General features: G+C 73.3%; 23 protein-coding genes. 17 read left to right on the top strand and 6 right to left on the bottom strand.

Annotated elements, in window-relative coordinates; all coding sequences use genetic code 11:
- Positions 1 to 73: 73 nt before the first annotated feature.
- From ACSMXO_RS07490 to ACSMXO_RS07530, 9 genes are all read left to right on the top strand, one after another.
- Complete coding sequence (locus ACSMXO_RS07490) at positions 74 to 1,663, top strand: phenylacetate--CoA ligase family protein (protein WP_455417168.1); 1,590 nt, start codon at positions 74 to 76, stop codon at positions 1,661 to 1,663.
- 3 nt (positions 1,664 to 1,666) lie between these two features.
- On the top strand, positions 1,667 to 2,107 hold the full coding sequence (locus ACSMXO_RS07495) for a DUF4188 domain-containing protein (RefSeq protein WP_346256098.1): 441 nt from the start codon (positions 1,667 to 1,669) through the stop codon (positions 2,105 to 2,107).
- Positions 2,104 to 3,195 carry a GNAT family N-acetyltransferase gene (locus ACSMXO_RS07500; protein WP_455417169.1) on the top strand — a complete coding sequence of 364 codons (1,092 nt, stop codon included), beginning with the start codon at positions 2,104 to 2,106 and terminating at the stop codon, positions 3,193 to 3,195. The genes ACSMXO_RS07495 and ACSMXO_RS07500 overlap by 4 nt, the downstream gene beginning before the upstream one ends.
- The gene (locus tag ACSMXO_RS07505; RefSeq protein WP_455417170.1) at positions 3,196 to 4,179 is read left to right on the top strand and encodes a nitroreductase; all 984 of its coding nucleotides are present in this window, start codon (positions 3,196 to 3,198) and stop codon (positions 4,177 to 4,179) included.
- Between the two features lie 29 nt (positions 4,180 to 4,208).
- Positions 4,209 to 4,730 (top strand): S26 family signal peptidase, encoded by a 522-nt coding sequence (locus tag ACSMXO_RS07510; protein ID WP_455417171.1) that lies wholly within the window; start codon positions 4,209 to 4,211, stop codon positions 4,728 to 4,730.
- A 154-nt stretch (positions 4,731 to 4,884) separates the two neighbouring features.
- A complete protein-coding gene (locus ACSMXO_RS07515; protein WP_346256102.1) occupies positions 4,885 to 5,085 on the top strand; it encodes a hypothetical protein in 201 nt (66 codons plus the stop codon).
- Positions 5,086 to 5,157: 72 nt separating this feature from the next.
- Positions 5,158 to 5,661: a MauE/DoxX family redox-associated membrane protein gene (locus ACSMXO_RS07520; RefSeq protein WP_346256103.1), complete on the top strand. Its 504-nt coding sequence runs from the start codon at positions 5,158 to 5,160 to the stop codon at positions 5,659 to 5,661.
- 22 nt (positions 5,662 to 5,683) lie between these two features.
- Complete coding sequence (locus ACSMXO_RS07525) at positions 5,684 to 6,226, top strand: TlpA family protein disulfide reductase (RefSeq protein ID WP_455417172.1); 543 nt, start codon at positions 5,684 to 5,686, stop codon at positions 6,224 to 6,226.
- Positions 6,223 to 8,151 carry an ABC transporter ATP-binding protein gene (locus ACSMXO_RS07530; protein ID WP_455417173.1) on the top strand — a complete coding sequence of 643 codons (1,929 nt, stop codon included), beginning with the start codon at positions 6,223 to 6,225 and terminating at the stop codon, positions 8,149 to 8,151. The genes ACSMXO_RS07525 and ACSMXO_RS07530 overlap by 4 nt, the downstream gene beginning before the upstream one ends.
- A gap of 4 nt (positions 8,152 to 8,155) precedes the next feature.
- On the opposite strand, the gene ACSMXO_RS07535 is transcribed toward ACSMXO_RS07530, so the two are convergent.
- From ACSMXO_RS07535 to ACSMXO_RS07550, 4 genes are all read right to left on the bottom strand, one after another.
- Positions 8,156 to 9,400 carry a BTAD domain-containing putative transcriptional regulator gene (locus ACSMXO_RS07535; protein ID WP_455417174.1) on the bottom strand — a complete coding sequence of 415 codons (1,245 nt, stop codon included), beginning with the start codon at positions 9,398 to 9,400 and terminating at the stop codon, positions 8,156 to 8,158.
- 99 nt (positions 9,401 to 9,499) lie between these two features.
- Positions 9,500 to 10,744, bottom strand: a complete 1,245-nt coding sequence (locus ACSMXO_RS07540; RefSeq protein WP_455417175.1) for a vWA domain-containing protein — start codon at positions 10,742 to 10,744, stop codon at positions 9,500 to 9,502.
- Entirely contained in the window at positions 10,741 to 12,069 is a 1,329-nt protein-coding gene (locus tag ACSMXO_RS07545; RefSeq protein ID WP_455417176.1) for an AAA family ATPase, read from the bottom strand. The genes ACSMXO_RS07540 and ACSMXO_RS07545 overlap by 4 nt, the downstream gene beginning before the upstream one ends.
- Positions 12,070 to 12,151: 82 nt before the next feature.
- Entirely contained in the window at positions 12,152 to 13,567 is a 1,416-nt protein-coding gene (locus ACSMXO_RS07550; RefSeq protein WP_346256109.1) for a hypothetical protein, read from the bottom strand.
- A 401-nt stretch (positions 13,568 to 13,968) separates the two neighbouring features.
- On the opposite strand from ACSMXO_RS07550, the gene ACSMXO_RS07555 reads away from it, so the two are divergent.
- The 5 genes from ACSMXO_RS07555 to ACSMXO_RS07575 all read left to right on the top strand — a co-directional run bounded on the left by ACSMXO_RS07555 (position 13,969) and on the right by ACSMXO_RS07575 (position 17,309).
- Entirely contained in the window at positions 13,969 to 14,325 is a 357-nt protein-coding gene (locus ACSMXO_RS07555) for a hypothetical protein (protein ID WP_455417177.1), read from the top strand.
- A complete protein-coding gene (locus tag ACSMXO_RS07560) occupies positions 14,322 to 14,843 on the top strand; it encodes a DUF6879 family protein (RefSeq protein WP_455417178.1) in 522 nt (173 codons plus the stop codon). Before ACSMXO_RS07555 ends, ACSMXO_RS07560 begins: the two co-directional genes overlap by 4 nt.
- Positions 14,840 to 15,685 carry a helix-turn-helix domain-containing protein gene (locus ACSMXO_RS07565; protein ID WP_455417179.1) on the top strand — a complete coding sequence of 282 codons (846 nt, stop codon included), beginning with the start codon at positions 14,840 to 14,842 and terminating at the stop codon, positions 15,683 to 15,685. Before ACSMXO_RS07560 ends, ACSMXO_RS07565 begins: the two co-directional genes overlap by 4 nt.
- 1,033 nt (positions 15,686 to 16,718) lie before the next feature.
- Entirely contained in the window at positions 16,719 to 17,057 is a 339-nt protein-coding gene (locus tag ACSMXO_RS07570; protein ID WP_455417180.1) for a zinc ribbon domain-containing protein, read from the top strand.
- 123 nt (positions 17,058 to 17,180) lie between these two features.
- Complete coding sequence (locus ACSMXO_RS07575; RefSeq protein ID WP_455417181.1) at positions 17,181 to 17,309, top strand: hypothetical protein; 129 nt, start codon at positions 17,181 to 17,183, stop codon at positions 17,307 to 17,309.
- Between the two features lie 21 nt (positions 17,310 to 17,330).
- Here ACSMXO_RS07575 and ACSMXO_RS07580 read toward each other — a convergent pair whose 3' ends face one another.
- Positions 17,331 to 17,879 (bottom strand): NUDIX domain-containing protein, encoded by a 549-nt coding sequence (locus ACSMXO_RS07580; RefSeq protein ID WP_455417182.1) that lies wholly within the window; start codon positions 17,877 to 17,879, stop codon positions 17,331 to 17,333.
- A 111-nt stretch (positions 17,880 to 17,990) separates the two neighbouring features.
- Between ACSMXO_RS07580 and ACSMXO_RS07585 the strand changes: the two genes are divergently transcribed.
- Positions 17,991 to 19,100 (top strand): FUSC family protein, encoded by a 1,110-nt coding sequence (locus ACSMXO_RS07585; protein ID WP_455417183.1) that lies wholly within the window; start codon positions 17,991 to 17,993, stop codon positions 19,098 to 19,100.
- A gap of 83 nt (positions 19,101 to 19,183) precedes the next feature.
- On the opposite strand, the gene ACSMXO_RS07590 is transcribed toward ACSMXO_RS07585, so the two are convergent.
- Positions 19,184 to 20,401, bottom strand: coding sequence for a PP2C family protein-serine/threonine phosphatase (locus tag ACSMXO_RS07590; RefSeq protein WP_455417184.1), 1,218 nt, complete (start codon positions 20,399 to 20,401; stop codon positions 19,184 to 19,186).
- A gap of 205 nt (positions 20,402 to 20,606) precedes the next feature.
- On the opposite strand from ACSMXO_RS07590, the gene ACSMXO_RS07595 reads away from it, so the two are divergent.
- Positions 20,607 to 20,939: a putative quinol monooxygenase gene (locus ACSMXO_RS07595; RefSeq protein WP_455417185.1), complete on the top strand. Its 333-nt coding sequence runs from the start codon at positions 20,607 to 20,609 to the stop codon at positions 20,937 to 20,939.
- Positions 20,940 to 21,185: 246 nt separating this feature from the next.
- The gene (locus ACSMXO_RS07600) at positions 21,186 to 22,058 is read left to right on the top strand and encodes an LLM class F420-dependent oxidoreductase (protein ID WP_455417186.1); all 873 of its coding nucleotides are present in this window, start codon (positions 21,186 to 21,188) and stop codon (positions 22,056 to 22,058) included.
- Positions 22,059 to 22,070: the final 12 nt, after the last annotated feature.

Raw genomic sequence — 22,070 nt, forward strand, 5'->3', positions numbered from 1 at the left:
CACCGCTACCGGGCGGCCAGGACTGGGTACGGATGCTCAGGTACGCGCGGCCGGGCCGGCCGACACTGCTGTGATGACCGAGACGTTGCGTCGGTACCCCGCTCCGTCCACACTCACGTCACCAGGTCTGACCCTCCGCGAACGCTGGCGCCGGGCACGCCTGTCGCTCGCCGGGCGGCTCCGGACAGCCGTGTTCCGGCTCGCCCTCCGGCACCCGGTCGGCTGGCGGTGGCTGGCCGGCCGGCACCACCCGGTCTTCGACCGGATCGCGGCGGCGAACGCGCGGGCGGTCTGCGCGCTCGCCGCGCTGGACGTCCCGGCGTACCGGGCCTTCCTGCGGGCCCGGCCGGACGGGGCACGGGTCCGCCGCCGGCTCGACGAGTTTCCGGAGACCGACAAGGAGAACTACGTCGTGCCGCACGACGCCGCCCGGCGCTGCTGGGGTGGCCGGCTGCCGGCCCGGGGCGTGGTGGTGGACGAGTCGGCCGGCTCGTCGGGCCGGCCGTTCAACTGGCCGCGCGGCGAGCGGGAACTGCGCGCGGTGCACCACGACATCGCCGGCTACACCAGCCTGGTCTTTCCGATGCGCCGGCCGTTCGTCATCAACGCCTACTCGATGGGCGCCTGGGCGACCGGGACCACCACCGGCGCCGCGATGTCCCGGATCGCGGTGGTGAAGAACACCGGCCCCGACCTCGGCAAGATCATCGATACGCTCCACGAGTTCGGGCCGGACTTCGACTACCTGGTGACCGCGTACCCGCCGTTCCTGAAGCACCTGCGGGACCGGCTCGACGCCGACGGCTTCCCCTGGTCGAGCTACCGCATTTCCGCCAGTTGCGGCGGCGAGGGGATGACCGAGGCGTTGCGGAGCTATCTGGAGGAGCGGTTCGCCCGGGTGCGGTCCGCGTACGGCGCCTCGGACCTGACCATCGGGATCGGCGCGGAGACCGCGTTCACGGTCTGGCTGCGGCGCCGGATGTGGACCGACTCCGGGTTCCGGGCGGCGGTGCTCGGCGGCGACGAGCAGCGGCTGCCGATGGTGTTCCAGTACAACCCGCTGGCCACCTATCTGGAGACCAACGAGCGGCGCGAACTGCTCTGCACGGTGACCAGCCTGGACGTGCTCCAGCCACGGCTGCGCTACAACGTCGGCGACGAGGCGGTGCTGCTGCCGTACCGGAGGATCCTCGACCTGGTCCGGGACGATCCGCAGTGCCGGGCCGAGTGCCGGGCGGCGGTGGCCGGCGAGCGGATGACCCTGCCGGTGCTGCTGCTCTTCGGCCGGCGCGACTCGACGGTCTCCTACCTCGGCGCCAACCTCTATCCGCAGGATGTCGAGTACGGCCTCTACGCGGGCAACCCGTACGCGGCCGAGATCAGCCGGTTCCGGCTGGCGCTGGCCGAGGACGCGGGGCTGGAGACCCGGCCGGTGGTGCACCTGGAGTTGCGCCGCCCGCTGGCCGGACCGGTCCGCGACGCCCTCGCCGGGGCGTGCCGGGACGGGGTGCGCCGGCACCTCGCCGCCGTCTCCCGGGACTTCGCCCAGTCGTTGACCGAGGACCCGACCGCCGGTGAGCTGCGGGTGGAACTGCACGAGCCGGGTACCGGCCCGTTCGCCGGAGAGCAGAAGATCAAGAACGTCTACCTGCTGGGAGGTTGAGGCATGCGTACCCGGGATTTCTCCCAGGCCCCGGCGCAGGCTCGGGCCGGCGCGATGTTCATCGGCGCGACCCGCTACCGGAGCCCGCTGGCGATCCTGCGGCTCTGGCCGGTCTGGCTCCGGATGGTCCGCGACCTCCGGCGGATGTCCGGATACCGCTGGCACACCGTCTACTGGGAGTTTCCGTTCACCCTCGGCACCATCGCGTTCTTCGCCGACCGGGACGCGATGCTGCGGTTCGCGCGGTCCCGGCACCACCGGAGGCTGATGATGTGGGTCACCGACGGCACCCGGAACGCGACCGCCGGCTACATCCGGCTCTACACCGCCGAGCCGGACGGCTACTCCAACGGCGCGTGGCGGGCCGAGTCCACCGAGATGGCGCACATCCCGACCTTCACCCCGCTCGGCACCGAGACGACCGGACCGGCGGTGCGGCGGTGACCAGCGCCGCGACGACCACGTTGGAACGCGTCGTCGACCGGCGCGGGCTGCGGGACTTCCTCGCGGTCTCCGACCGGGTGTACGCGGACGAGCCGCGCTTCGTGCCCCCGATCCGTGCCCAGGTCCGGCGCTGGTGGCGCGAGGGCGTGCCGATGTACCTGCTCCGGGACGCCGACACCGGTGCGGCGGTGGGCCGGACCACGTTGCACACCGACGCCGGCCTCGACGCCAAGCTCGGCCGGCGGTGCCAGCTCTTCGGGCTGACCGAGTTCACCGAGTCGGCGGCGGAGCCGCTCTTCGCGGCGATCACCGCGGCCGGCCGGGCCACCGGCGACCGGGAGGTGCTGTTCGGGCCGGTGGCGTTGCTGCCCAACGAGGCCGGCGGAGTCATCACCTCCGGGTACGCCGACCGCGGCTTCGTCGACAGCGCCTACAACCCGCCGAGGTACGTGACCGCCTACGAGTCGTACGGCTTCGCCCGGCGGTTCGAGTCGGACACCTGGATCTGCCCGGTGACCCCGACCCCGGCCGGCTCCGATCCGGTCGTCGACGATCCGGAACTGCGGGTGCACCGGGGCGACCTGCGGCGGCTGGACGAGCAGCTCGATCTGCTGCGCGAGCTGCTGAACGCCTCCTTCGCCCAGCTCGGCTACTACACCGAGATCTCGGCCGAGCAGTTGCGCCGGCAGACCGACGGGCTGGCGTACCTGCTGGACGAGTCGTTGCTGCTCTATCTGACCCGGGCCGACCGGCCGGTGGCCTTCGTGCTCTGCATCCCGGACATCAGCGAGTTCGTGATCCGGGTCCGGGGCAACCTCAACCTGGTCAACCAGCTCCGGCTGCTGGCGACCCGGCGGCGGTACCGGCGGGAGGCGGTACTGATCGTCAAGGGCGTGCTGCCGGAATACCAGGGGCGCGGCTACCAGCGGATGCTCTCCGCGCAACTGCACCGGAACCTGCACGCCGGGGGCTACACCACGCTGCGCAGCACGTACGTCGGGCGGGACAACCCGGCCTCGGCCGCGCAGTTCCGGGGGATGGGCGGCCGGCCACTGCACGGGTACACCTTCTACGAGAAGGCGTTGTAGGTGGACGTCGCGGCGTTCCGGGCGCTGGAGCCGCTCTGCTGGCGGGCGCCGAGTGCGCACAACACCCAGCCGTGGCGGCTCGACTACCGGGCCGCGGAGATCCGGGTGGGCTGGGATCCGGCGGACGCGCTGCCGGCGGCCGATCCGTCCGGCCGGGACCTGTGGCTGTCGCTCGGCGCGTTCGTCGAGACCTGCCTGGTCGTGGCGGCCGACGCCGGGCGGCGGGTCGGGTTCGTGCCGGACCACTGCGCCGGGGAGCGTCGGGTGGGCTGGCTGCGGGCGTCCGGGAGCCGTTACGACACCCCGTTCGGGGCGGCGGAGGTGCGCGGGCGGCGTACCCACCGGGGGCGCTTCTCGGCGGGTCCACCGGCCGAGGCGGTCGCGGCCGCCGACGCGGTGGCGCGGGCGGCCGGCGGAGCGGTCCGGATGGTGCCGGACGCCGACCTGCTGGCCCGACTGCTCCGGGTCGCCGACCGGCACCTGTACGCGGATCCGGCGGTCGTCGCCGAGCTGCGGTCCTGGCTGCGGCTCACCCCGGGACACCCGGGCTACCGCGCCGACGGGCTTTCCGACCGCTGCCTGGGGCTGTCCCGGGGCGAGGCGACCGGACTGCGGGCGGCCCTGGCGGCGTACCCGGTGCTGCGCCGGCTCGGGTTGCCCCGGCTGCTCGCCGCGGCCGCCGGCAACCCGCTCGCGCTCGGCGGCGCGGTGCTGGTCCTCGTCGGACCGTCCGGAGCGGACGACGCGGGCCTGGTCGGGTTCGGGCGGGTGCTGATGCGGGTCTGGCTGACCCTGCACGCCGCCGGCCTGGCGGCGCATCCGTTGAGCCAGCTCATCGACGCGCCCGCGACCCGCGACGCGCTGGGTTCGGTGCTGGACGCGCCACCGGATCGGCTGCTGCACGTCGCCCGGGTCGGCCGACCGGCCGGTACGGCGCCGCGCTCCGCCCGCCGGACCGGCGGTGCCGGGCACGCCGGCGACTGACCGGCCGGCTGTCGATACAGTGGTGAGCCATGGACGGGGCGTGGCCTGCCGGGCTGGCCGTCGTGCTGGCAGTCGTGGCGGTGCTCGGCATCGTGCTGCTCCGCAGGCGGTTCGTGGTGGTGACCGTGCGCGGCCCCAGCATGGAGCCGGCGCTGCGGGAGGGTGACCGGGTCCTGGTCCGCCGCCGCCGCGCCGCGCAGCTCCGCACCGGCGACCTGGTCGTCTTCGCCGAGGCGCCGGAGCCGCCGGTCCGGCGGGCGGGAACACCCGGGTCGACTCCGCCCCCGGACCCGAGGCGGGCGTCGGCCCCGAGCCGGCCACCGGGCCAGGTGCGCCCGTCCGACGGATGGCTGATCAAGCGGGCCGTCGCGGTCGCGGGCGACCCCGTGCCGCACGGTGCCGGGCCGGCGCTGGCCACCCTGGACGACGAGGTCGTTCCCCCGGACCGGCTGGTCGCGATCGGCGACAACGCGGCGTCGAGCTACGACTCCCGGCACTACGGCTACGTCACCGCCGACCGGCTGCTCGGCGTCGTGCTCCGCCGGATCTGAGCCGGCCTCCCCGCCTGGTCGGATCCGAGTCGCCGCCAGCCTGGTCGGATCCGAGTCGCCGCCGCCAGCCCCAGCCGCACTATGCGGAAGCTGTATGGCCGGTGTACCGCCGGTGCCTAGCGTGGGGCCCGACCGTTCCGGAAGGGAGTGCAGGATGAAGAGGTTCGTCCGCCGGGTCGCCGACAGGATGGTGACGATGGCCGTGCCGAAGGTCGAGGCACAGGCCCAACCCTGCTGGTGGAGCAGCTACTGCTACTGCCGCTCCAGCTATCTCTACTACGAGCGGTGCTGCGCACAGGGCACCGGCTACACCTGTAGCTGCCAGGCGCGTACCGGACCCACCGGCTGTCCGTAGCCCACACCTCGGCGGTGCCGGCCCCGTACCGGCACCGCCGAGCCGGTACCGGACCGAGGGAGGTGGCAGGCGGTGGCGTACCTGGGAATCGGCTGCGGGGTGCTGCTGGCTGTGGTCTTCGGCTGGTCGGCGGCGAGCAGGCTGCGTTCCCGGCACGCGTTCCGCGAGTTCGCAGGCTCCCTCGCCCCGCTGGTACGCCGTACCGGGGCGGTGGCGGTGCTGCTCACCGTCGTCGAGGCACTGGTGCCGCCGTTGCTGCTGGTGGCACCGGCCTGGGGCTTCGGGCTGGCCGCCGGGCTGCTCGCCGTACTGGCCGCAGGGGTGCTGCTGGCCGTCCGGCGCCGGCTGGACGTACGCTGCCGCTGCTTCGGCAACGGCACGGCGCGGCTCGGCGTGCGGCACGTCGTACGCAATCTGTTGCTGTTCCTGGTCGCCGGGACGGGCCTGTTAGCGGCGCTGTCGGCCGGTGCGGCCCCGCCCGTCGGCGGACCCGGCGTGCTGCTCTCGGTGGGCGCCGCCGCCATCGTGGCGACCTTCGTCGTCCACCTCGACGACCTCGTCGAGCTGTGGGCGTGACCGACACAGGGGGAGATCCGTCGTGCCCTACCTCGTCGTGGCGATCGTCCTGATCGGACTCGTCGCTGGAGCGAACCTGATTTTCACCTACGGCGTCATCCGGCGGCTGCGCGAGCACACCGCCCGGCTGGACGCGATGGGCGCCGGGCGCCCCGAGTACGACCTCATCCTGGCGGCGGGTGCCGAACCGGGGCCGTTCGCGCCGGTGCGGACCACCACGGGTGAGGCGCTCGGCCCGGACGACCTGGCCGGCGGCACCCTGGTCGGGTTCTTCTCGCCGGACTGTGCCCCCTGCCGCGAGCAGGCGCCCCGGTTCGCCGAGCGCGCGGCGGCGGGCGGCCGGGAGCGGGTCCTCGCCGTCGCCGTCGGCACACCCGAGGCCACCGGGGAACTGGTGGCCCTGCTCGAACCGGTCGCCCGGGTGGTGGTCGAGGTCGAGGAGGGTCCGCTGCACCGGGCGTTCGCGGTCCAGGGCTATCCGGCGATGTGCGTGCTGGACGGCGACGGCCGGGTCAAGGCCGCTGGCTCCGCGGTCGACCGGCTGCCCGAACTGCCGGCGGTATGACCCGGACCGCCGACCCGGAGGCGTGGCAGGCGGCACCCACGGCGACGCGCCTCGGCGCGGGTACCGCCGGGCGGTATCTGGTCGACGCCCTCGGGCTGGCCTGGCGGGCGGCGCCGGCCGCGACGGTGGCCAAACTGCTGCTCGCGCTCCTGGCCGGCGGCGGGCCGGTGGCGCTGGCCTGGCTCACCAAGCTGGTGGTGGACCGGCTGGCGGCCGGCCAGCCCGGCCGGCAGCTCGGCGACGTGCTGGCGCTGGCCGCCGCGCTGGGGGTGGTCGGCGCGGCGGTGGCGGCCCAGCCACACCTGGCCGGGTACGTCGACGGCGTCAGTGGGCGGGCGCTCCGGCTGCTGGTGACCGGTCGCCTCTACACGGCGGTGAACGGGTTCGCCGGGCTGGCCCGGTTGGAGAATCCCCGCTTCCGGGACCGGCTGCAACTGGCCGAGGGCGCCGGGCGGCTCGGGCCGGCCCAGTGCGTCAGCGGCGGGCTCGGCGTCGCGCAGGGCGTCCTGACCCTGCTCGGCTTCGTCGGCTCCCTGCTGGCCGTCGCCCCGGCGATGGTGCTGGTGGTCGTGGTGGCGGCCGCGCCGACCACCTGGGTGGAGATCCGGCTCAGCCGGCAGCGCGCCGCGCTCGCCTGGCGGCTCGGGCACGCGCAGCGGCGCGAGCTGTTCTACGCCCGGCTGCTGACCAGCCTCGAAGCGGCCAAGGAAATCCGGCTCTTCGGACTCGGTGACTTCTTCAACACCCGCTTGCTGCGGGAACTGCGGCACGTCAACCGCGAACAGGACACGATGGACCGCCGCGAGATGCTCGGCCAGGCGGGGCTGGCGCTGCTGGCGGCGGCGGTGGCGGCCGGGGGACTGGCCTGGGCGGTCGCGCTCGCGGCCGGCGGCCGGCTCGGCGTCGGCGACGTCACCCTCTTCGTGGCCGCGGTGGCCGGGGTGCAGGCGGCGCTCGGCGGCATGGTGGCGCAGGGCGCGGCGACGCACCATGCGCTGCTGCTCTTCGACCACTACCGGGCGGTGGTGGCCGCGCCGCCCGACCTGCCGGAGCCGGCCCGGCCGGGAGTGGGTCCGGGGCCGCTGGAACGCGACGTCGAGCTGCGCGACGTCTGGTTCCGGTACGCCGACGGCCAGCCGTGGGTGCTGCGCGGAGTGGACCTGGTCATCCCGGCCGGCTGCGCGGTGGGACTGGTCGGGCTCAACGGGGCCGGCAAGAGCACACTGGTCAAGCTGCTGTGCCGGTTCTACGACCCGGTCCGGGGCAGCGTCCGCTGGGACGGCACCGACCTGCGCGAGTACGACGTGCGTGGGCTGCGCGAACGGCTCGGCGTGGTGTTCCAGGACTTCATGGGGTACGACCTCTCGGCGGCGGAGAACATCGGCGTCGGCGACCTGGGCCGGCTCGACGACCGGGCGGCGGTGATGGGTGCGGCCCGGCTCGCCGGCTGCCACGAGACCCTCGCCGCGCTGCCTGCCGGATACGACACCCTGCTGTCCCGGATCTTCCTCGACGAGGCGGACTCGGCGGACCCACGGGCCGGTGTCGCGCTCTCCGGCGGGCAGTGGCAGCGGGTGGCGGTCGCCCGTTCCCTGCTGCGGGACCAGCGGGACCTGCTGATCCTGGACGAGCCGACGGCCGGGCTGGACGCCGAGGCCGAGCACGAGGTGCACCGGCGACTGCGCACGCTCCGGCGGGGGCGTACCAGCCTGCTGATCTCGCACCGGCTCTCCGCCGTCCGGGACGCGGACCTCATCGTGGTGCTGGAGGACGGTCGGATCGTCGAACAGGGCTCGCACGAGTCACTGATCTCCCGCGACGGCCGGTACGCCCGGCTCTTCCGGCTCCAGGCCAGCGGCTACCAGGTACCGGTGTCGACCGTGGACGAGCCGGTGCCCGGGGTGCGTGGTGGCGGAGCCGGCTGAGCGGTCAACCGACGGCGAGGTCGACGGCCGCGGCCGGGGTGTCGGCGCCCTGGATGCCGGGTACGGGTCGACCGGCCGAGTCCACCACCGTCCAGCCGCCGAGCGCGACGACCGGAACGCCGCCGCGTACCGCCGCCGCGGCCTCGCACAGGGTGCCCCAGGAGCCGCCGACCACGATCACCGCGTCGGCCGACCAGCCCAGCAACCCGGTGCGGGACTGCCCGAACTCCATCGGGACCACCACGCCGTGCTCGGCCCGGGCACCGGCGGCAACCGCCTCCACCAGCCCGTCCTCCCCGCCGCAGAGCACCGCCGCACCGCGCCGGGCCAACAGCCGCCCCAACTGTCCGGCCTGGGCGAGTTCGGCGTCGGTGCGCGGGCCGGGGCCGCAGACCGCCACCTGCACCGGTCGACCGGTGCCGTCGCCGTTGCCCCGGCCGGGTCGACGGGCCGGCGGGGCCTGGGGACGGAGTAGGCCGGCCCGGAGCAGGCCGGGATCCCGGCGCAGGATCGCCGCGTGCAACCGGGCGAGTTCGCGGTCCGGGTCGAGGCCGAGCGACTCCCGCAACTCCGCGCAGGCGCCGGAGTACGAGGCGAGGGCTCCGGCGACGTCGCCGAGCCGGTAGAGCGCGAGCATGAGCTGCCGGCGCGGATGCTCCCGCAACGGAAAGGCCGCGATGTGCTGGCGCAGGTCGGCGACGAGCCCCGGCCCACCACCGTGTCCGGCCCGGAGCAGGTCCAGCCGTACCTCGAAGTAGTCCTCCGCGACCCCGGTGCGGCGCTCCTCCAGCACCGTGGCCGCGGCAGCCAGCACCGGGCCGGTACGCAGACCGGCCAGCGGCGGGCCGCGCCACAGCCGCAGCGCCTCCGCGTACGCGGACTCGGCCAGCAGGAGTTCACCCTCCGCGTGCCGGCGGCGCGCCTGCGCGCAGAGCTGGTCGAACTCCACGAGGTCGACCACCTCGCATCCGAGGTGCAGCCGGTAACCACCCGGCTCGGTCGCGAGCTGCTGTCCGTTCCGGAACACCGACCGGCGCAGTTCGGTCGCGTAGGTGCGCAGGTTGGGGATGGCCGAGCGGGGCGGCCTGCCGTCCCACAGCTCGTCGAGCATCCGGTGCCACGGCACGAGCTGCCCGGCGTGCAGCACCAGCATGGCCAGCAGCGCCCGGGGTTTGTGGGCCGTGAGCGGGACCGGACGCAGACCGTCGAGAAGCTCGAACGAACCCAGAAGCCGGAACTCGAATGCCATGCTCGCCCCCGTGACGATCTGCACTCCCTTGCCGGACAGCGTCGATGCTGTTGCGGTCAAGTTACCGAAAAACTTCCGGAAATATCAAGGGCAGCCGATCTATCCGGGGCCGATCTCCACCACCCGGGCCCAGCCCGGCGGCGCATCCGGGACGTAGTCGGGATCGTTCTCCCGCCAGGACCGGGCCGCGCTCGGCCGGGGAAACAGCCCCACCACCGTCCGGCACGCCGGCCGGGTGGCCGGCCACGGGGTCTGGCCGTCGGTGAGTACCACCACGACGTCCGGAGCGGGCCGGGTCCGCAGCGCCGCCGTGAATCCGGTCCGCAGGTCCGTCCCGCCGCCGCCGAGCAGCGGAATCCCCTCGGCCCGGCACAGCCGGTGCACGGTCCCGGCCGCCGCGTCACACGGCAGCACGCTGACCAGGTCACGCCGGCCGCCCACGGCGCGACCGATCGCGGCGACCTCCAGGAGCGCACTGCCCAGTTCGGCGTCGCTGACCGAGCCGGAGGTGTCGATCACCACGGAGACCCGGGGCGGTCTGCGGCGCAGGCTCGGCAGGATCACCCCGGGCAGGCTGGCGGAGCGCCGCGCCGGCCGGCCGTACGTGTAGTCGTCGCCCGCGCCGGGGCCGTTGGCCGCCGAGCGGATGGCCGCGCCGAGCAGGTCCCGCCACGGCTGCGGCGGATGGAACGCCTCCTCCGCCCACCGCCGCCAGCCCTTCGGTGCCGTACCCGGCCGGGCGGCGATGCCCTGCGCGACCCGGAACCGGACGGCGTCCCGCTCCTCGGCGGTGAGCCCGTGCGCGCCGCCGGGTCCCAGGTCCCACTCCCGGTCCAGCCCGTCGGCACCACTGCCGCAGTCCAGCCAGACGAAGTCCTGGGTGTGCGGGCCGAGCCGGAACTGCCGCAGGTAGTCCTCCATCAACTCGCCCGGGGAAAGGCCGAGCAGCCCCGGATCGACGGCGCCGTCGGGTCGGGCCAGCCCGTCCCCGTACACGTCGTCGTTGATCTCGCAGTCCGCCGCGATGTTCATCCGCAGCCGTTCTCCCGGCCCGACCAGCCCGCGCCGCACGGCGACCCGGTCGCCGCGGCCGTGGTGGTCGCGCAGCAGGTGGGAGACCTCGTGCACCCACACCCCGGCCAGTTCCTCCACCGGGGTCCGGTCCACGAACGCGGGCGAGACGTAACACCGCCAGTGCCGGTCCACGGCCATCGTCGGCACCCGCCGCGACTCCACGGCGTGCAGCGCGAAGAGCGCCGTCGCCAGGTAGGGCCGGACCCGGGCCGCGTGCAGCCGGGCGGTGAAGAGCTTCTCGGTGTCGAGGGCACCGGTCGGGCGGGTCATCGGCCGGCCCCGGCGGTGGCGGCGATCCGGGTCGCCGCCTGGTCCGCCCGCCGGGCCAACGAGACCACCCCGGCGAGCCGGTCGATCGATTCCGGCAGGTCCCAGTCGGGCTGGCGGAGCGCGGCGAGCGTGGTCGCGGGTACCACCACCAGGTCCGGGGCGCCGGTCTCCAGTGCCCGGACCAGCAGTTTCCAGGCCGCGTCCCAGCGGGACCGGTCGGGGAGCTTCCGGACCGCCTCGACCACCCCGTCGAGTACGGCCTGCCGCAGGTCGCCCCGCTCCGGCAGGTCCGCCCGGGCCGGGTCGGCCAGCAGCGACTCGGGGTCCGGCAGGTCCAGCCGGTCCAGGCTGGCCAGCAACTCCAGCCCCGGGCCGTCGCCGACGGTGCCCCGGACCAGCATGGAGAGCACCTCCCGGGAGGTGTCGGCCGCGGTGGCGAAGGCGACCAGCCGCAGCGTCATGTCCCAACTGCGCGGTGACGGCCAGGGGCCACCCCGGCGGGCCTCGTTGTCCGGCAGCCGGTGCACGAGCCCGGGGCGGGCGGTCAGGAACCCGCACACCGCGCGCCGGGCGAACGCCACCGCCTCGGGCAGCCGCTCCGGGGCGAGTCGGGGCAGCACGGCCGTGGACCAGGTCCCGCCCAGCCCCCGGACCACGACCTGGTGGTCGTACGTCCACTGGAGATGTACGAAGCGGTTGGCCAGCGGCGGGCTCAGCTCCCAGCCGTCGGCCGCCGAGGAGCGTGGGTTGGCGGCGGCCACGATCCGCACTCCGGGCGGCAGCCGCAGCGCCCCGACCCGCCGTTCCAGCACCACCCGGAGCAGCGCGGCCTGCACGGCCGGCGGTGCGGTGGAGAGCTCGTCCAGGAAGAGCAGACCCCGGCCGGCCCGTACCAGGCGGACGGCCCAGTCCGGCGGGGCCATCGGCACACCCTGTACCGCCGGATCGTCACCGATCACCGGCAGCCCGGCGAAGTCCGACGGCTCGTGCACGCTGGCGATCACCGTGGTCAGTGGCAGGTCGAGAGCGGAGGCGAGCTGGTTCAGTACGGCCGTCTTGCCGATTCCCGGCTCTCCCCAGAGCAGCACCGGCAGGTCGGCGGCCACGGCCAGGGTCAGCGCCTCCAGTTGCGGGTCGGGCCGCGGCTCGGTCGCGGTGTCGCCCAGCAGGGCGAGCAGTTCGGCGGCGACGTCGAGCTGGCCCACCCGGGACGATTCGGCCGGGACACCGGGAGCGGCAGCCGGAGCGGGGGGTGGGGACGCGGAGCGGGCGGGGGAGGCGGGCGCGACGACAGAGGAGGGGGCGGACGGCACGGAGATACGCATGTGAGATCACCTTGAGGTCGAGTCGGGCCGGCAGGGGCCGGTCGGCACCTGGGCCGGGAAGGGAGGGGACGGGGCGCGCGGGTCAGCGGGCGGTCGCGTGCCGCGGATGTGCCCGGGAGGAGGTACGCGGAAGTCGGGCGGCCCGCCGGGACAGGTCACGGGGGCGCCCGCCGAGCCCGCTGGCCGGGTGCGGGGCGGATCCGCCCAGCCCGGCCCGGTACAGCCCGTGCGAGACCCGGCGGAGCGCCGCCGCCTCCAGCTCGTCCCGCAGCGCGCCGGCGCGGAGCAGCGCGTCCGGTCCGAGCAGCCGCTCGACGGCGGCCACGGCTCCGTCGGTATCACCGTGGTCCAGCCGGGCCCGGATGTCGCCGAGGTTCTCCGGCTGGCGGTGTGCCCCGTCGATGGCCTGCAGACAGGGCAGCGGCGTGCCGGTCAGCGCGGCCAGCAACTCCTCGCGGCGGATCTCGGCGGGATCGTGGTCCAGCGCGACGAGTGTGCCGCCGACCAGGCCGATGCGATGCCGGGCGCCGCGGCACTCGACGTACCGGGGGGCGGAGTCGCCGAGCAGGGCCGCCGGGGTCTCGGCGACCGGACGGTCCGGGCTGAGCGCCGAGGCGACCAGCGGGTGTAGTTGGTCGGGCCGGATCAGCCCGGCCCGGAGCAGCGCCAGGTCGGGCAGTACCCAGGTCGCGGCGTCCGGCAGCACCGGCAACCCGGCGGGGTGACTCCGGGCCGGCACCGTCCGGATCCGTAATCCGGTGGGTCCGCCGCCCGGATCCGGCAGCAGGTCCAGCAGCAGCCGGTGCCGGGAGCCGAGCCGGACGGTGACGGTGCCGCCGCTGCTGCCCTCCGCGCGGAGCAGCAGCTCCGCCTCGGCGGCCCAGCACGGCACCGCGCAGTCGAAGCCGTCCGGCAGGTCCCGTTCCGCGTCGAGCCGGCCGGTGCCGGGTTGCCACTCTGCACCGGACCGGGCCCGCAGCTCTCCGGCCCGGCGTACGTCCCAGAGGTGGCGGTGCAGGTCGAGCCGGAACCGCCGGTCCGGGCGGGGATGCGGATGTGGCCCGTCCCGTTCGGCCGGCCGTGCCGGGTCCCACAGCGCGAGGCTGATCCGCTGCCCGGCGTCCGCCCAGGCCGGCGCGGTCCGGGCCACCAGGTGCGGGCTGCCGGCGTCGGTCCCGGGGTACCGGGCCAGCGCAATGGTCAGGCCCGGTCGCAGCAACCCGTCCGGAGCCACCCGGGGCAGATGCCAGCGCAGCAGGTCAGGGGCGAGATGGCAGAGGTCGGCCCGGAGCTGGGCCGCCAGTTCGCGGCCGTAGCTGCGTGCCACCGAACGCAGTCGCAGGTCCACGTCGACGCGTGCGGCGGCGCAGGCTCCGGCCCAGTCGCCGAGAGCACGGCGGGCGGTAGCCAACTCGATCATGGAGGGCGGCACGGCGAACTCGCGCACGCGCTGCCAGAAGGAAAGCCGGGAGTCTCTGTCCACAGTCGATGGGTGCATCAGCACTCACCTTGCGTGGACTGGACCCCCAATCTGCGGAGAGAGGTGTTCATCGCCGAGCAGAATACCGCCTCCGGCAGCGGCGGGCCAGACAGGCGGCCGGTTCGGTGCTCGGCCGGATGGAGGCGGCGGGTCAGGGGCGGTCGTCGTTGAGGACACTGCTGCACCGCCGGAACGCGGACTGCTCCAGCGCTCGGTCGCGTTCCCCACCGGACACCATGCCGACCTCGACCTGCCGATTCCGCCGGAGGCCGTGCCGACGCTCGTCGCGCTCTACGGCGGCGCGCTCTTTAACAGGGGACATCGACCCGCTTGACGTCGCACCCTCGCCGGTCGACGATCGGAGTCCGGGCAACAACGTGCAACTATCGGCGAGAGGCAGAGGGATGCGGCTAACGTTCTTGGGCAAGGAGTCGACAGGCGGACAGTCCCCGACGCTGTATGCGACCGACCGCGACAGCTACGTGGTCCAGGGGTGGCGGGTGGCGGATGCCGAACTCCTCCCATGTGAAGAAACGCAAGACACGACCGTCGTTGAAGTGCCGCCGACCCTGATGGGGCACCTCGCAAAGAACGGTCTCGACGGGAGAGTGACCCACGTGGTGGCACCGATCGTGCGCGTCACCGCGAGTGGCAACTACATCATCCAGGGCACTCGGGTCGTCGACAGCGCGGCACTCGCCCAGATGGACATTCCTGCGCACGAAACCTGTGTCGAGGTGTCCGCCCCGAAGATGCGGAGCCTGGTGACGGAATGAGGTCGATCACCGGGGCCGAGTTCGAGTCGCTGTTCCAGCTCGCCACGCGCGCCTGGCACCTGGAACTGCGCGACACCTATCGCGTCGTCGAGGAGGACGAGCCCTTCACGAAGTGGCTCCAGGGCATTCCCGACGACTACGCGTGGCGGGAGGGCTGGTTGTCCTTCGTGCACGGAGTCACGGACAACGGCACGCAGATCCAACGACTGAGGATCGTGACAGAGCCGCTGTCCGACTACATGCGCTGGGCACTGGAGATGGACCCGGCGAACATCACCGCCGGGGAGGAGATCCGGTACCTCCCTCGGCAGGCTGCAACCGGGACAAGCCTGCCCGCCGAGGACTGCTGGCTGTTCGACGACGACAAACTCCTGCTCAGCCTCTTCCAGCCTGACGGGCGGGGCGCCGGCTACGCGGAAGCTGACGATCCGGAACTGCTGACGACCTACCGTGCTGTACGCGACCAGCTTTGGCCACAGGCGACCCCGTACGCCCAGTACCGCCTCGTTTCGCGGTGAGCACGCTCGCCCGTCAGGCCCGCGAGGCACTGGGTGTCAAGCTCAGGGACATCCGGGCCGACGCTGGCCTGACGGGCAGAGCGCTTGCCGCCGCTGCCGGATGGCACTACACAAAGGTTTCCAAGCTGGAGCATGGGGTCATCAACGCTTCCGAAGCCGACGTGACCACTTGGTGCCGGCTCTGCGACGCCCCCGACCAGTTACCCGACCTGGTAGCCGCTGTCCGCTCCATCGATACGCTGATCGTCGAGTGGCGTCGCCAACTCCGATCCGGCACCAAGCGTCGTCAGAAGGAGAGCGTTCGCTTCGAGGCCGAGACGACGCACTTTCGTGTCTTCGAGCCGATGTTCGTCCCCGGCCTTCTACAGACTGCGGAGTACGCCGCAGCCGTACTTTCCAGCTTCGTCGAATTCCACGGACTCCCTCCCGACGTCGACGCCGGCGTTGAGGCGCGGCTAGAGCGACAACAGATTCTCTACCGAGGCGACCGCCGCTTTCACATGGTCATCTGCGAGTCGGCGCTGACGCTGGGGGTCGCCCCGACAGAGGTCTTGGTCGGTCAACTCGACCGCCTGCTCGCCGCGTCGACGCTGCCGCGCGTTCACCTGGGCATCATTCCGACGCGCGCTACCCACCTGTTCCTGCCAATAAACAACTTCTGGATCCTCGACAACAGCGCTGTGCTGGTCGAGACCATATCGGCAGAAATCAAGCTCACTCAGCCACGCGAAATCGCGGTCTACGCGAAGGCATTCGAGAGATTCGCGTCGTCTGCGGTCTACGGACGCGACGCCCGCAGCTTGATCACGACGGCGCTCCGGGAGTTCGACGCCACGAGTTGAAGCAACATCGTGCAACATCCTCCCCTCCAACCCGGCTCGCCTTCTACTGTCGCCGGTGTGCATCAGCGCGGTGATCGTCCTATCACCGTCCGTGCCGCACATGACCTCATCCGAGAATCGCACCTCTAGGGGCATCTCATGGTCGACGTAGGAAACGAGCCTGGGGCAGCCCAAAGGCGCCGATCGGCGCTCAGGCTCGTCAGCCCCGATCCGAGGCCGTTGCCCGCAGGACCCGGCGACGTCGAGTTCCCGCCACCGCCCGGCGACGCGGTGCCCGGCTTCGGGTGCATCAAGCTGCAACCCTCCGAGCGCGGCGTGATTGCGGACTACTTGCTCGCGATTCACCGAGCCGACAGCACCCGATTCACGTTGCGGCTGGCATGGCTTCCCCTGGCCCGAAGTCCATACGGGCACTGCGCCTGGTGCCGCAACCCGTGGCCGTGCGCCGCCGTCCAGTGGGCTCGTGCTGCCACTACCCAGGCGCTAACCGCGCAACGGAGCAACCCGCTCGGCGGCCCGCCGCCTACTCCCAACTGGGCCGGGCCGACCGTCATCGATTGGAGCGCCGCCGCCGAGCTGGTCAGCCGGGGGCAGCGGCGCCGCATGAACGGAGGCGACGAGTGACCCGCCCACGCCCAGGCGCGCTCCTGACCCTTGCAGGATCCGTCATGTTCGCCCACTGCGTCCAGGTCTACCTGCGACACGTGCCCGGCCCGGCCGGAATGTGCGGGTGTGGCTGGCCAGGCTGCCAATCTCGCGCCAACGCCATCGCCGTCATCCGGGCCGCCGGAGTTGACCCGATGACAGTGACTCCCGCAGATACCGTGCCGCGACTGCGGCCCGAGCCGCAGGTCCAGACCGCGCAGGATCGGGCTGGGACGACCTCGACCGCGCGAAGAGGGCAGAGGCCACCCATGACAGCAGACATTGACACGATGCCCGCTGCGGCCTCGATGTCCGGAGAAGGCCGGTGGGATGCGACCAGGGGTCAGGCACTCCACCCGCCGACACCAGCGAACAGCGGACCCGGCCGGTGACCGGCGACCCGCCCCGGCCGCCGTCGGGCATGGTGGCCAGCAGTGATCCCTACCTGCTCCGCGAACTACTCTGGTGCGGACCCTGCAACGTGTGGATGACAGCGACCCGGGCGGCCGGCGACCGGAGACGACGCACCTACAAATGCGCGATGGGCTGCCGCACCGCCGCGCTGCTCGCGGAAGACGTCGAGTTGAAGGTGTGGGAAGCCTGCCGACAGCGCGCCGCCACTAACGCCATCCAACCCGCCTACCAGAAGTCGGTGCTCGAAATGCTGCTCACCAGGGTTATCGTCGGAGCCAACACCGACGACCTGACCTTTATCTGGCGCAACTGACCCCCGTCGGCGAGCGTTCCTCGCCGCGACGGCGGGCGGACCCAGACCCGCGCGTCCGGAGGTTCCCCCCGGTGATCCCCGGGCGCGCGGCCAGCGGCGGCCGTCACGACCGAGCGCCTCGTCGTGACGGCCACCCACGGCGGGCGCGTCATCTTCCCTCAGGTCCTTCGCGACGCGCCAGGCGAGATCACCCCCGAGCTGACCCGGGAGCTGGCCGGCGCGATCGTCCGGGCCGCGCTGGGCGACGGCTGAACCCGCCGACGAACGGCCAGGTCAGCCGGCAGCCGGGGCAGGACCCGGCTCGGCCGATCCGGGTGGCCGGTTGGCGGCCAGGAACTCGGCCAGTACCTGGGTGTGGGTGGCGAAGGCCAGCTCCGCCGGCTCGGTGAGCACCAGCCACTCGGTGGACTCCTCGGTCGGGGCGGAGGCGGGCAGCGACTCGGCCGGCCGCGCCGGCAGTACACCGAAGATCAGGATCGTGCCACCCGCCGGCACGCTGTGCACCGCGTACAGTCTCGCGGTCTCGGCGTCGGCGACCAGGCCGGTCTCCTCGCGGAGTTCCCGGACCAGCGCGTCGCGCCAGTCCTCGCCGTAGTCGATGAAGCCGCCGGGCAGCGCCAGCAGCCCCCGGCCCGGCTCGATGTCGCGGCGCTGCACCACCACGCCGATGCCGTCGGCGGTCAGCACCGGCAGGATCGCCAGTGCCACCGGGGACGGGTTGCGCCAGCTGGTCTGGCCGCAGTGGGCGCAGACCCGGGGCCAGGCAGGCGCCGCATAGGCGGTGCCGCAGTACGAGCAGTGCGAGTGCAGGACACCGGTCACGGCGAGCAGGCTACCGGCCGAGGCGGTCGGCGACGACGGGCGCCAGCGGCGGAGGGGCCGGGCAGCGGATATCGTGCGGGCAACGATCGCAAGGGACGAGGTGTTTCTCCGGTGGGTTGGCTCCGGCCCGTCGCCGACCGGCTGCGCCAGGGCTGGCTGCCGGTGGTCGAGGCGACGCTGGCCGCGACCGTCTCCTGGGCGATCGCGGCGGCGGTGCTCGGCCACCCGCAGCCGTTCTTCGCCCCGGCGGCGGCGCTGATCGTGCTGGGCCAGGCCCGGGGCCAGCGGATGCGCCGGGCCGTGGAGGTGGTGCTCGGGGTCGCCGCCGGGGTACTCGTCGCCGACCTCGTGGTGCAGGCGCTCGGCCGGACCACCTGGACGGTACTCACCGTCGTGCTGCTGACCGTCGGGCTCGCCACGGCGATCGGTGCCAGCAACGTCACCGTGGTGCAGGCCACGGTCTCCGCCCTCTATCTGGTGACGGTGCCGCCGTCGACCGACGCGCTGGTGCCGTTCCGGTTCGTCGATGCGCTGATCGGCGGGGTGGTGGCACTGGCCGCGAGCCAGCTGGCCAGCGCCCGGCAGCCGCTCGCCCCGCTGCTGGCCGAGTCGCGCCAGACCTTCGCCGCGCTGGCGGAGCTGCTCACCGAGATCAGCGAGGCGCTCGACCGCCGCGACGAGCCGGCGGCGCTGGCCGCGCTCGACCGGGCCCGCGGGCTGGACGCCGCGGTGGACCGGCTCCAGACGGCGGTACTGGCCGCCGGGGAGGCGCTGCGGCTGCACGTACGGCGGCGCCGGCACATCGGGCGGGTACACGCGCTCAACGCGTCGAGCCGGCAGGTCGACTACGCCGTACGCAACCTGCGGGTGCTGGCCCGGGCGGGGGTGGCGCTGACCCGGCTGCCGGTGGCCAGCCCGGCGGAGCTGGGCGAGGCGCTGCGGTCGCTCGCCGAGGCGATGCGCTGTGCCGGCGAGGCGCTCGCCGCCGACCTGAGCGGGCAGGACGAGGCGGCCGACCGGTACGCCGAGCAGACCGACGCCGCCGCCCTGGACGCGGTACGCACCGCGGGGCGGCTGCTCACCCGGAACCCGGCGCTGCCGATCATCATGATCGTGGGTCAGATCCGGGCGACCGCGATCGATCTGCTCCGCGGTGTGGGCGCGGACGACGTCGCGGTGCTGGGCCGGGTCGACGAGGCCCTCGGGTTGCCGCCGTTGTGAACAGGACGGCTTGCCGCCGCTGTGAACGGAACGGTTGCCGCCGTTGTGAACGGAACGGGGTGCCGCCGCTGTGCGCGCAACGGCTATCCGGCGGGCGGGTGGCGGCGCAGCGCCAGCAGTGCCACGTCGTCGACGGGCTGTTCGACGCCGAGCGCGGCCATGACGGTCGCGCAGGCCGCCTCGGCCGGTCCGGGCCGGACCGCCGCCCGCAGCCGCTCCACCCCGATGTCGATGAGTTCGCCCCGACGTTCGACGAGCCCGTCCGTGTAGCAGACCAGCAGGGCGCCCGGCGGGAAGTCGACGGCGATGCTGCGGCGGGGCCTCGGACGCCCGGTGCCGAGCGGCAGGTCGACGGGGAGCGACATGGTGTCCGTCGGCTGGCCGGTCCGGGCCAGCATCGGCGGCAGGTGTCCGGCGAGCGAGACGCGCAGGCGAGTCCGATCCGGGCTGACCAGCGCGTAGAGCACCGTGGCCAGCTTGCCCGCCTCGAAGTGCTGGATCTTACGGTCGAGTCGGGTCAGCGCGTCGGCGGGATCGTCGCACTCCAGGGCGTAGGCGCGCAGCGCGCTGCGTAGCCGTCCCATCACCACCGCTGCGGGAAGGCCGTGCCCGGATACGTCGCCGACCACGATGCCGAGCCAGCCGGAGGGGAGGGTGAAGACGTCGTACCAGTCGCCGCCGACCCCGGTGTGGTGGCCGGGCACATACCGGGCGGCCATGTCGACGCCGGGCGCCTCCGGTAGCCGGGTGGGCAGCAGGCTGCGTTGCAGGGCGAGCGCGGCGGTCCGGTCGATGGTGCCCAGCCGGGCCTGGCTGGCCAGGCTCGCGCGGTCGGCGACGAGTTGCAGCAGCTGGATGTCGTCGGCGCCGAACCGACGCCGGGCGAGGGTCCCGACGTGCAGCACGCCGACCAGTTCGGAGCCGGCGAGCATGGGTACGCCGAGCATCGACCGGATGCCCTTGTCGTGCAGGATCGGGTTGACCACCTCGGCCGGGGTGACCCGGTCGAGCACCACCGGACGTTTCTCCTGGGCGACCCGGCCGGCGAGCCCCCGGCCGAGGGCGATCCGGAAACCCTGCGGGACCTCTTCCTCCAGTCCCTTCGCGGCGGTGGCCACGAGCTGCTGGGCGTGCTGGTCGAGCAGCAGGATCGAGGCCGTGTCGACCCCGAGAAGTGCGCAGACCCGGGTGAGCAGTTCGTCGAGCAGGTCCTCCACGTCGAGCCGGGACAGCGTGGAGTCGGTCACCGCCTCGATCCGGCGCAGCCGTTCGTCCGCTCCGGAGTCGTCCGCCTCGATCACCGGGAAAGCCTAGCCCCTGCCGTGTCCGGCGGGACCCTGGTCGACGGGCGGTTCGGCACGGGTCTGTCGCGGGGCAGGCAGACGCCGGCTATAACCGGAGAAAAGCCGCGATCGGCGGCAAGTGGGCGTACGGATACCGGGGCACTAGGATCTGCGGGCGCGACCCCGGTCGCGGGTGCCCGACCAGCCGTACGAGGAGATCCAGATGATCTTTATCACCGCGAAGTTCCGAGTGCTGCCGGAGTACGCCGACAGGTGGCCCGAGATCGCCGGCGAGTTCACCCGGGCGACCCGTGCCGAACCCGGTTGCCTGTGGTTCGAGTGGTCGCGCAGCATCGACGACCCGACCGTGTACGTCCTGGTCGAGGCGTTCCGGGACGGTGACGCGGGTGCCGCGCACGTGCAGTCGGAGCACTTCCGGCAGGCGCAGGCAACCCTGCCGCCGCACCTCGTCGAGACGCCGAAGATCGTCAACACCACGATCCCGCAGGACGGCTGGTCGATCCTCGGCGAGATGACCGTACCCGAGCGGAGCTGAACCTCCGACCCGGCCGGGACGGCGCGACCGGCGCCACCCCGGCCCGGGCCGACCGGCGCGGCGGTCGGCCGCGCGGCCCGCTCTCCTCCTCGACCAGGTCCCGGCGGTAGCCGTGGTAGCTGGTCCCCGGCCATCGTGACTTCTCGGCGCGGCCGGTCGGTGAACCGAACCGACCCGGCTGGCGGGCGGTTAGGGTTGCGGGGGATATGTCCGTCGCGGCATGTCGAGAGGAGACGAGCGGACGTCATGCGGCTTGGCCTACAGATTCCCAACCTGACCTGGCCGAACGGGCCGGCGGGGCTCGGCGCCGACCTGGCCGCCGTGGCCCGTACGGCCGACCGGGTCGGGTTCGACTATCTCGCCCTGATGGACCACTTCTTCCAGATCCAGACCGTGGGCCCGCCCGAGGCGGAGATGCTGGAGGCGTACACCACGCTGGGCTTCCTCGCCGGGCACACCGAGCGGGCCACCCTGCTGACCCTGATCACCGGGGTGCACCACCGGCCGCCGGGACTGCTCGCCAAGATCGTGACGACCCTGGACGTCCTCTCCGGCGGGCGGGCCATGCTCGGCATCGGCGCCGGCTGGAACTCCGAGGAGTCCCGGGGGCTCGGCTTCCCGTTCCCGCCGGTCGCCGAGCGCTTCGAGCTGCTTGAGGAGACCCTGCGGTACCTGCTCCAGATGTGGTCCGACGACGACGGGCCGTTCCCTGGCCGGCACATCCGGGCCGAGCGGCTGCTGAACTCCCCGCAGCCGCTGACCCGTCCCCATCCGCCGATCATGATCGGCGGTGGTGGCGAGAAGAAGACCCTGCGGCTGGTCGCCAAGTACGCCCAGGCGTGCAACCTGTTCAACACCCCGGAACTGGAGCGCAAACTGGCCGTCCTGCGCGAGCACTGCGAGCGGGAGGGCCGCGACTACGCCGAGATCACCAAGACCGTCTACCAGTTCATGGACATCGGGGAGAACGGCGAGAAGACCGGCCAGCTCCTCGACGAGCTGCGCCGGCTGCACGACCTCGGCTTCGACGTGGCGATCGGCGCCGTGCCGCAACTGCCCCGGCTGGACCTACTGGAACGGATCGGCGCCGACGTCATCCCGGTGGTACGCCAGTTCTGAACCCCGCCGACC

This window comes from Plantactinospora sp. DSM 117369, from assembly GCF_053764795.1.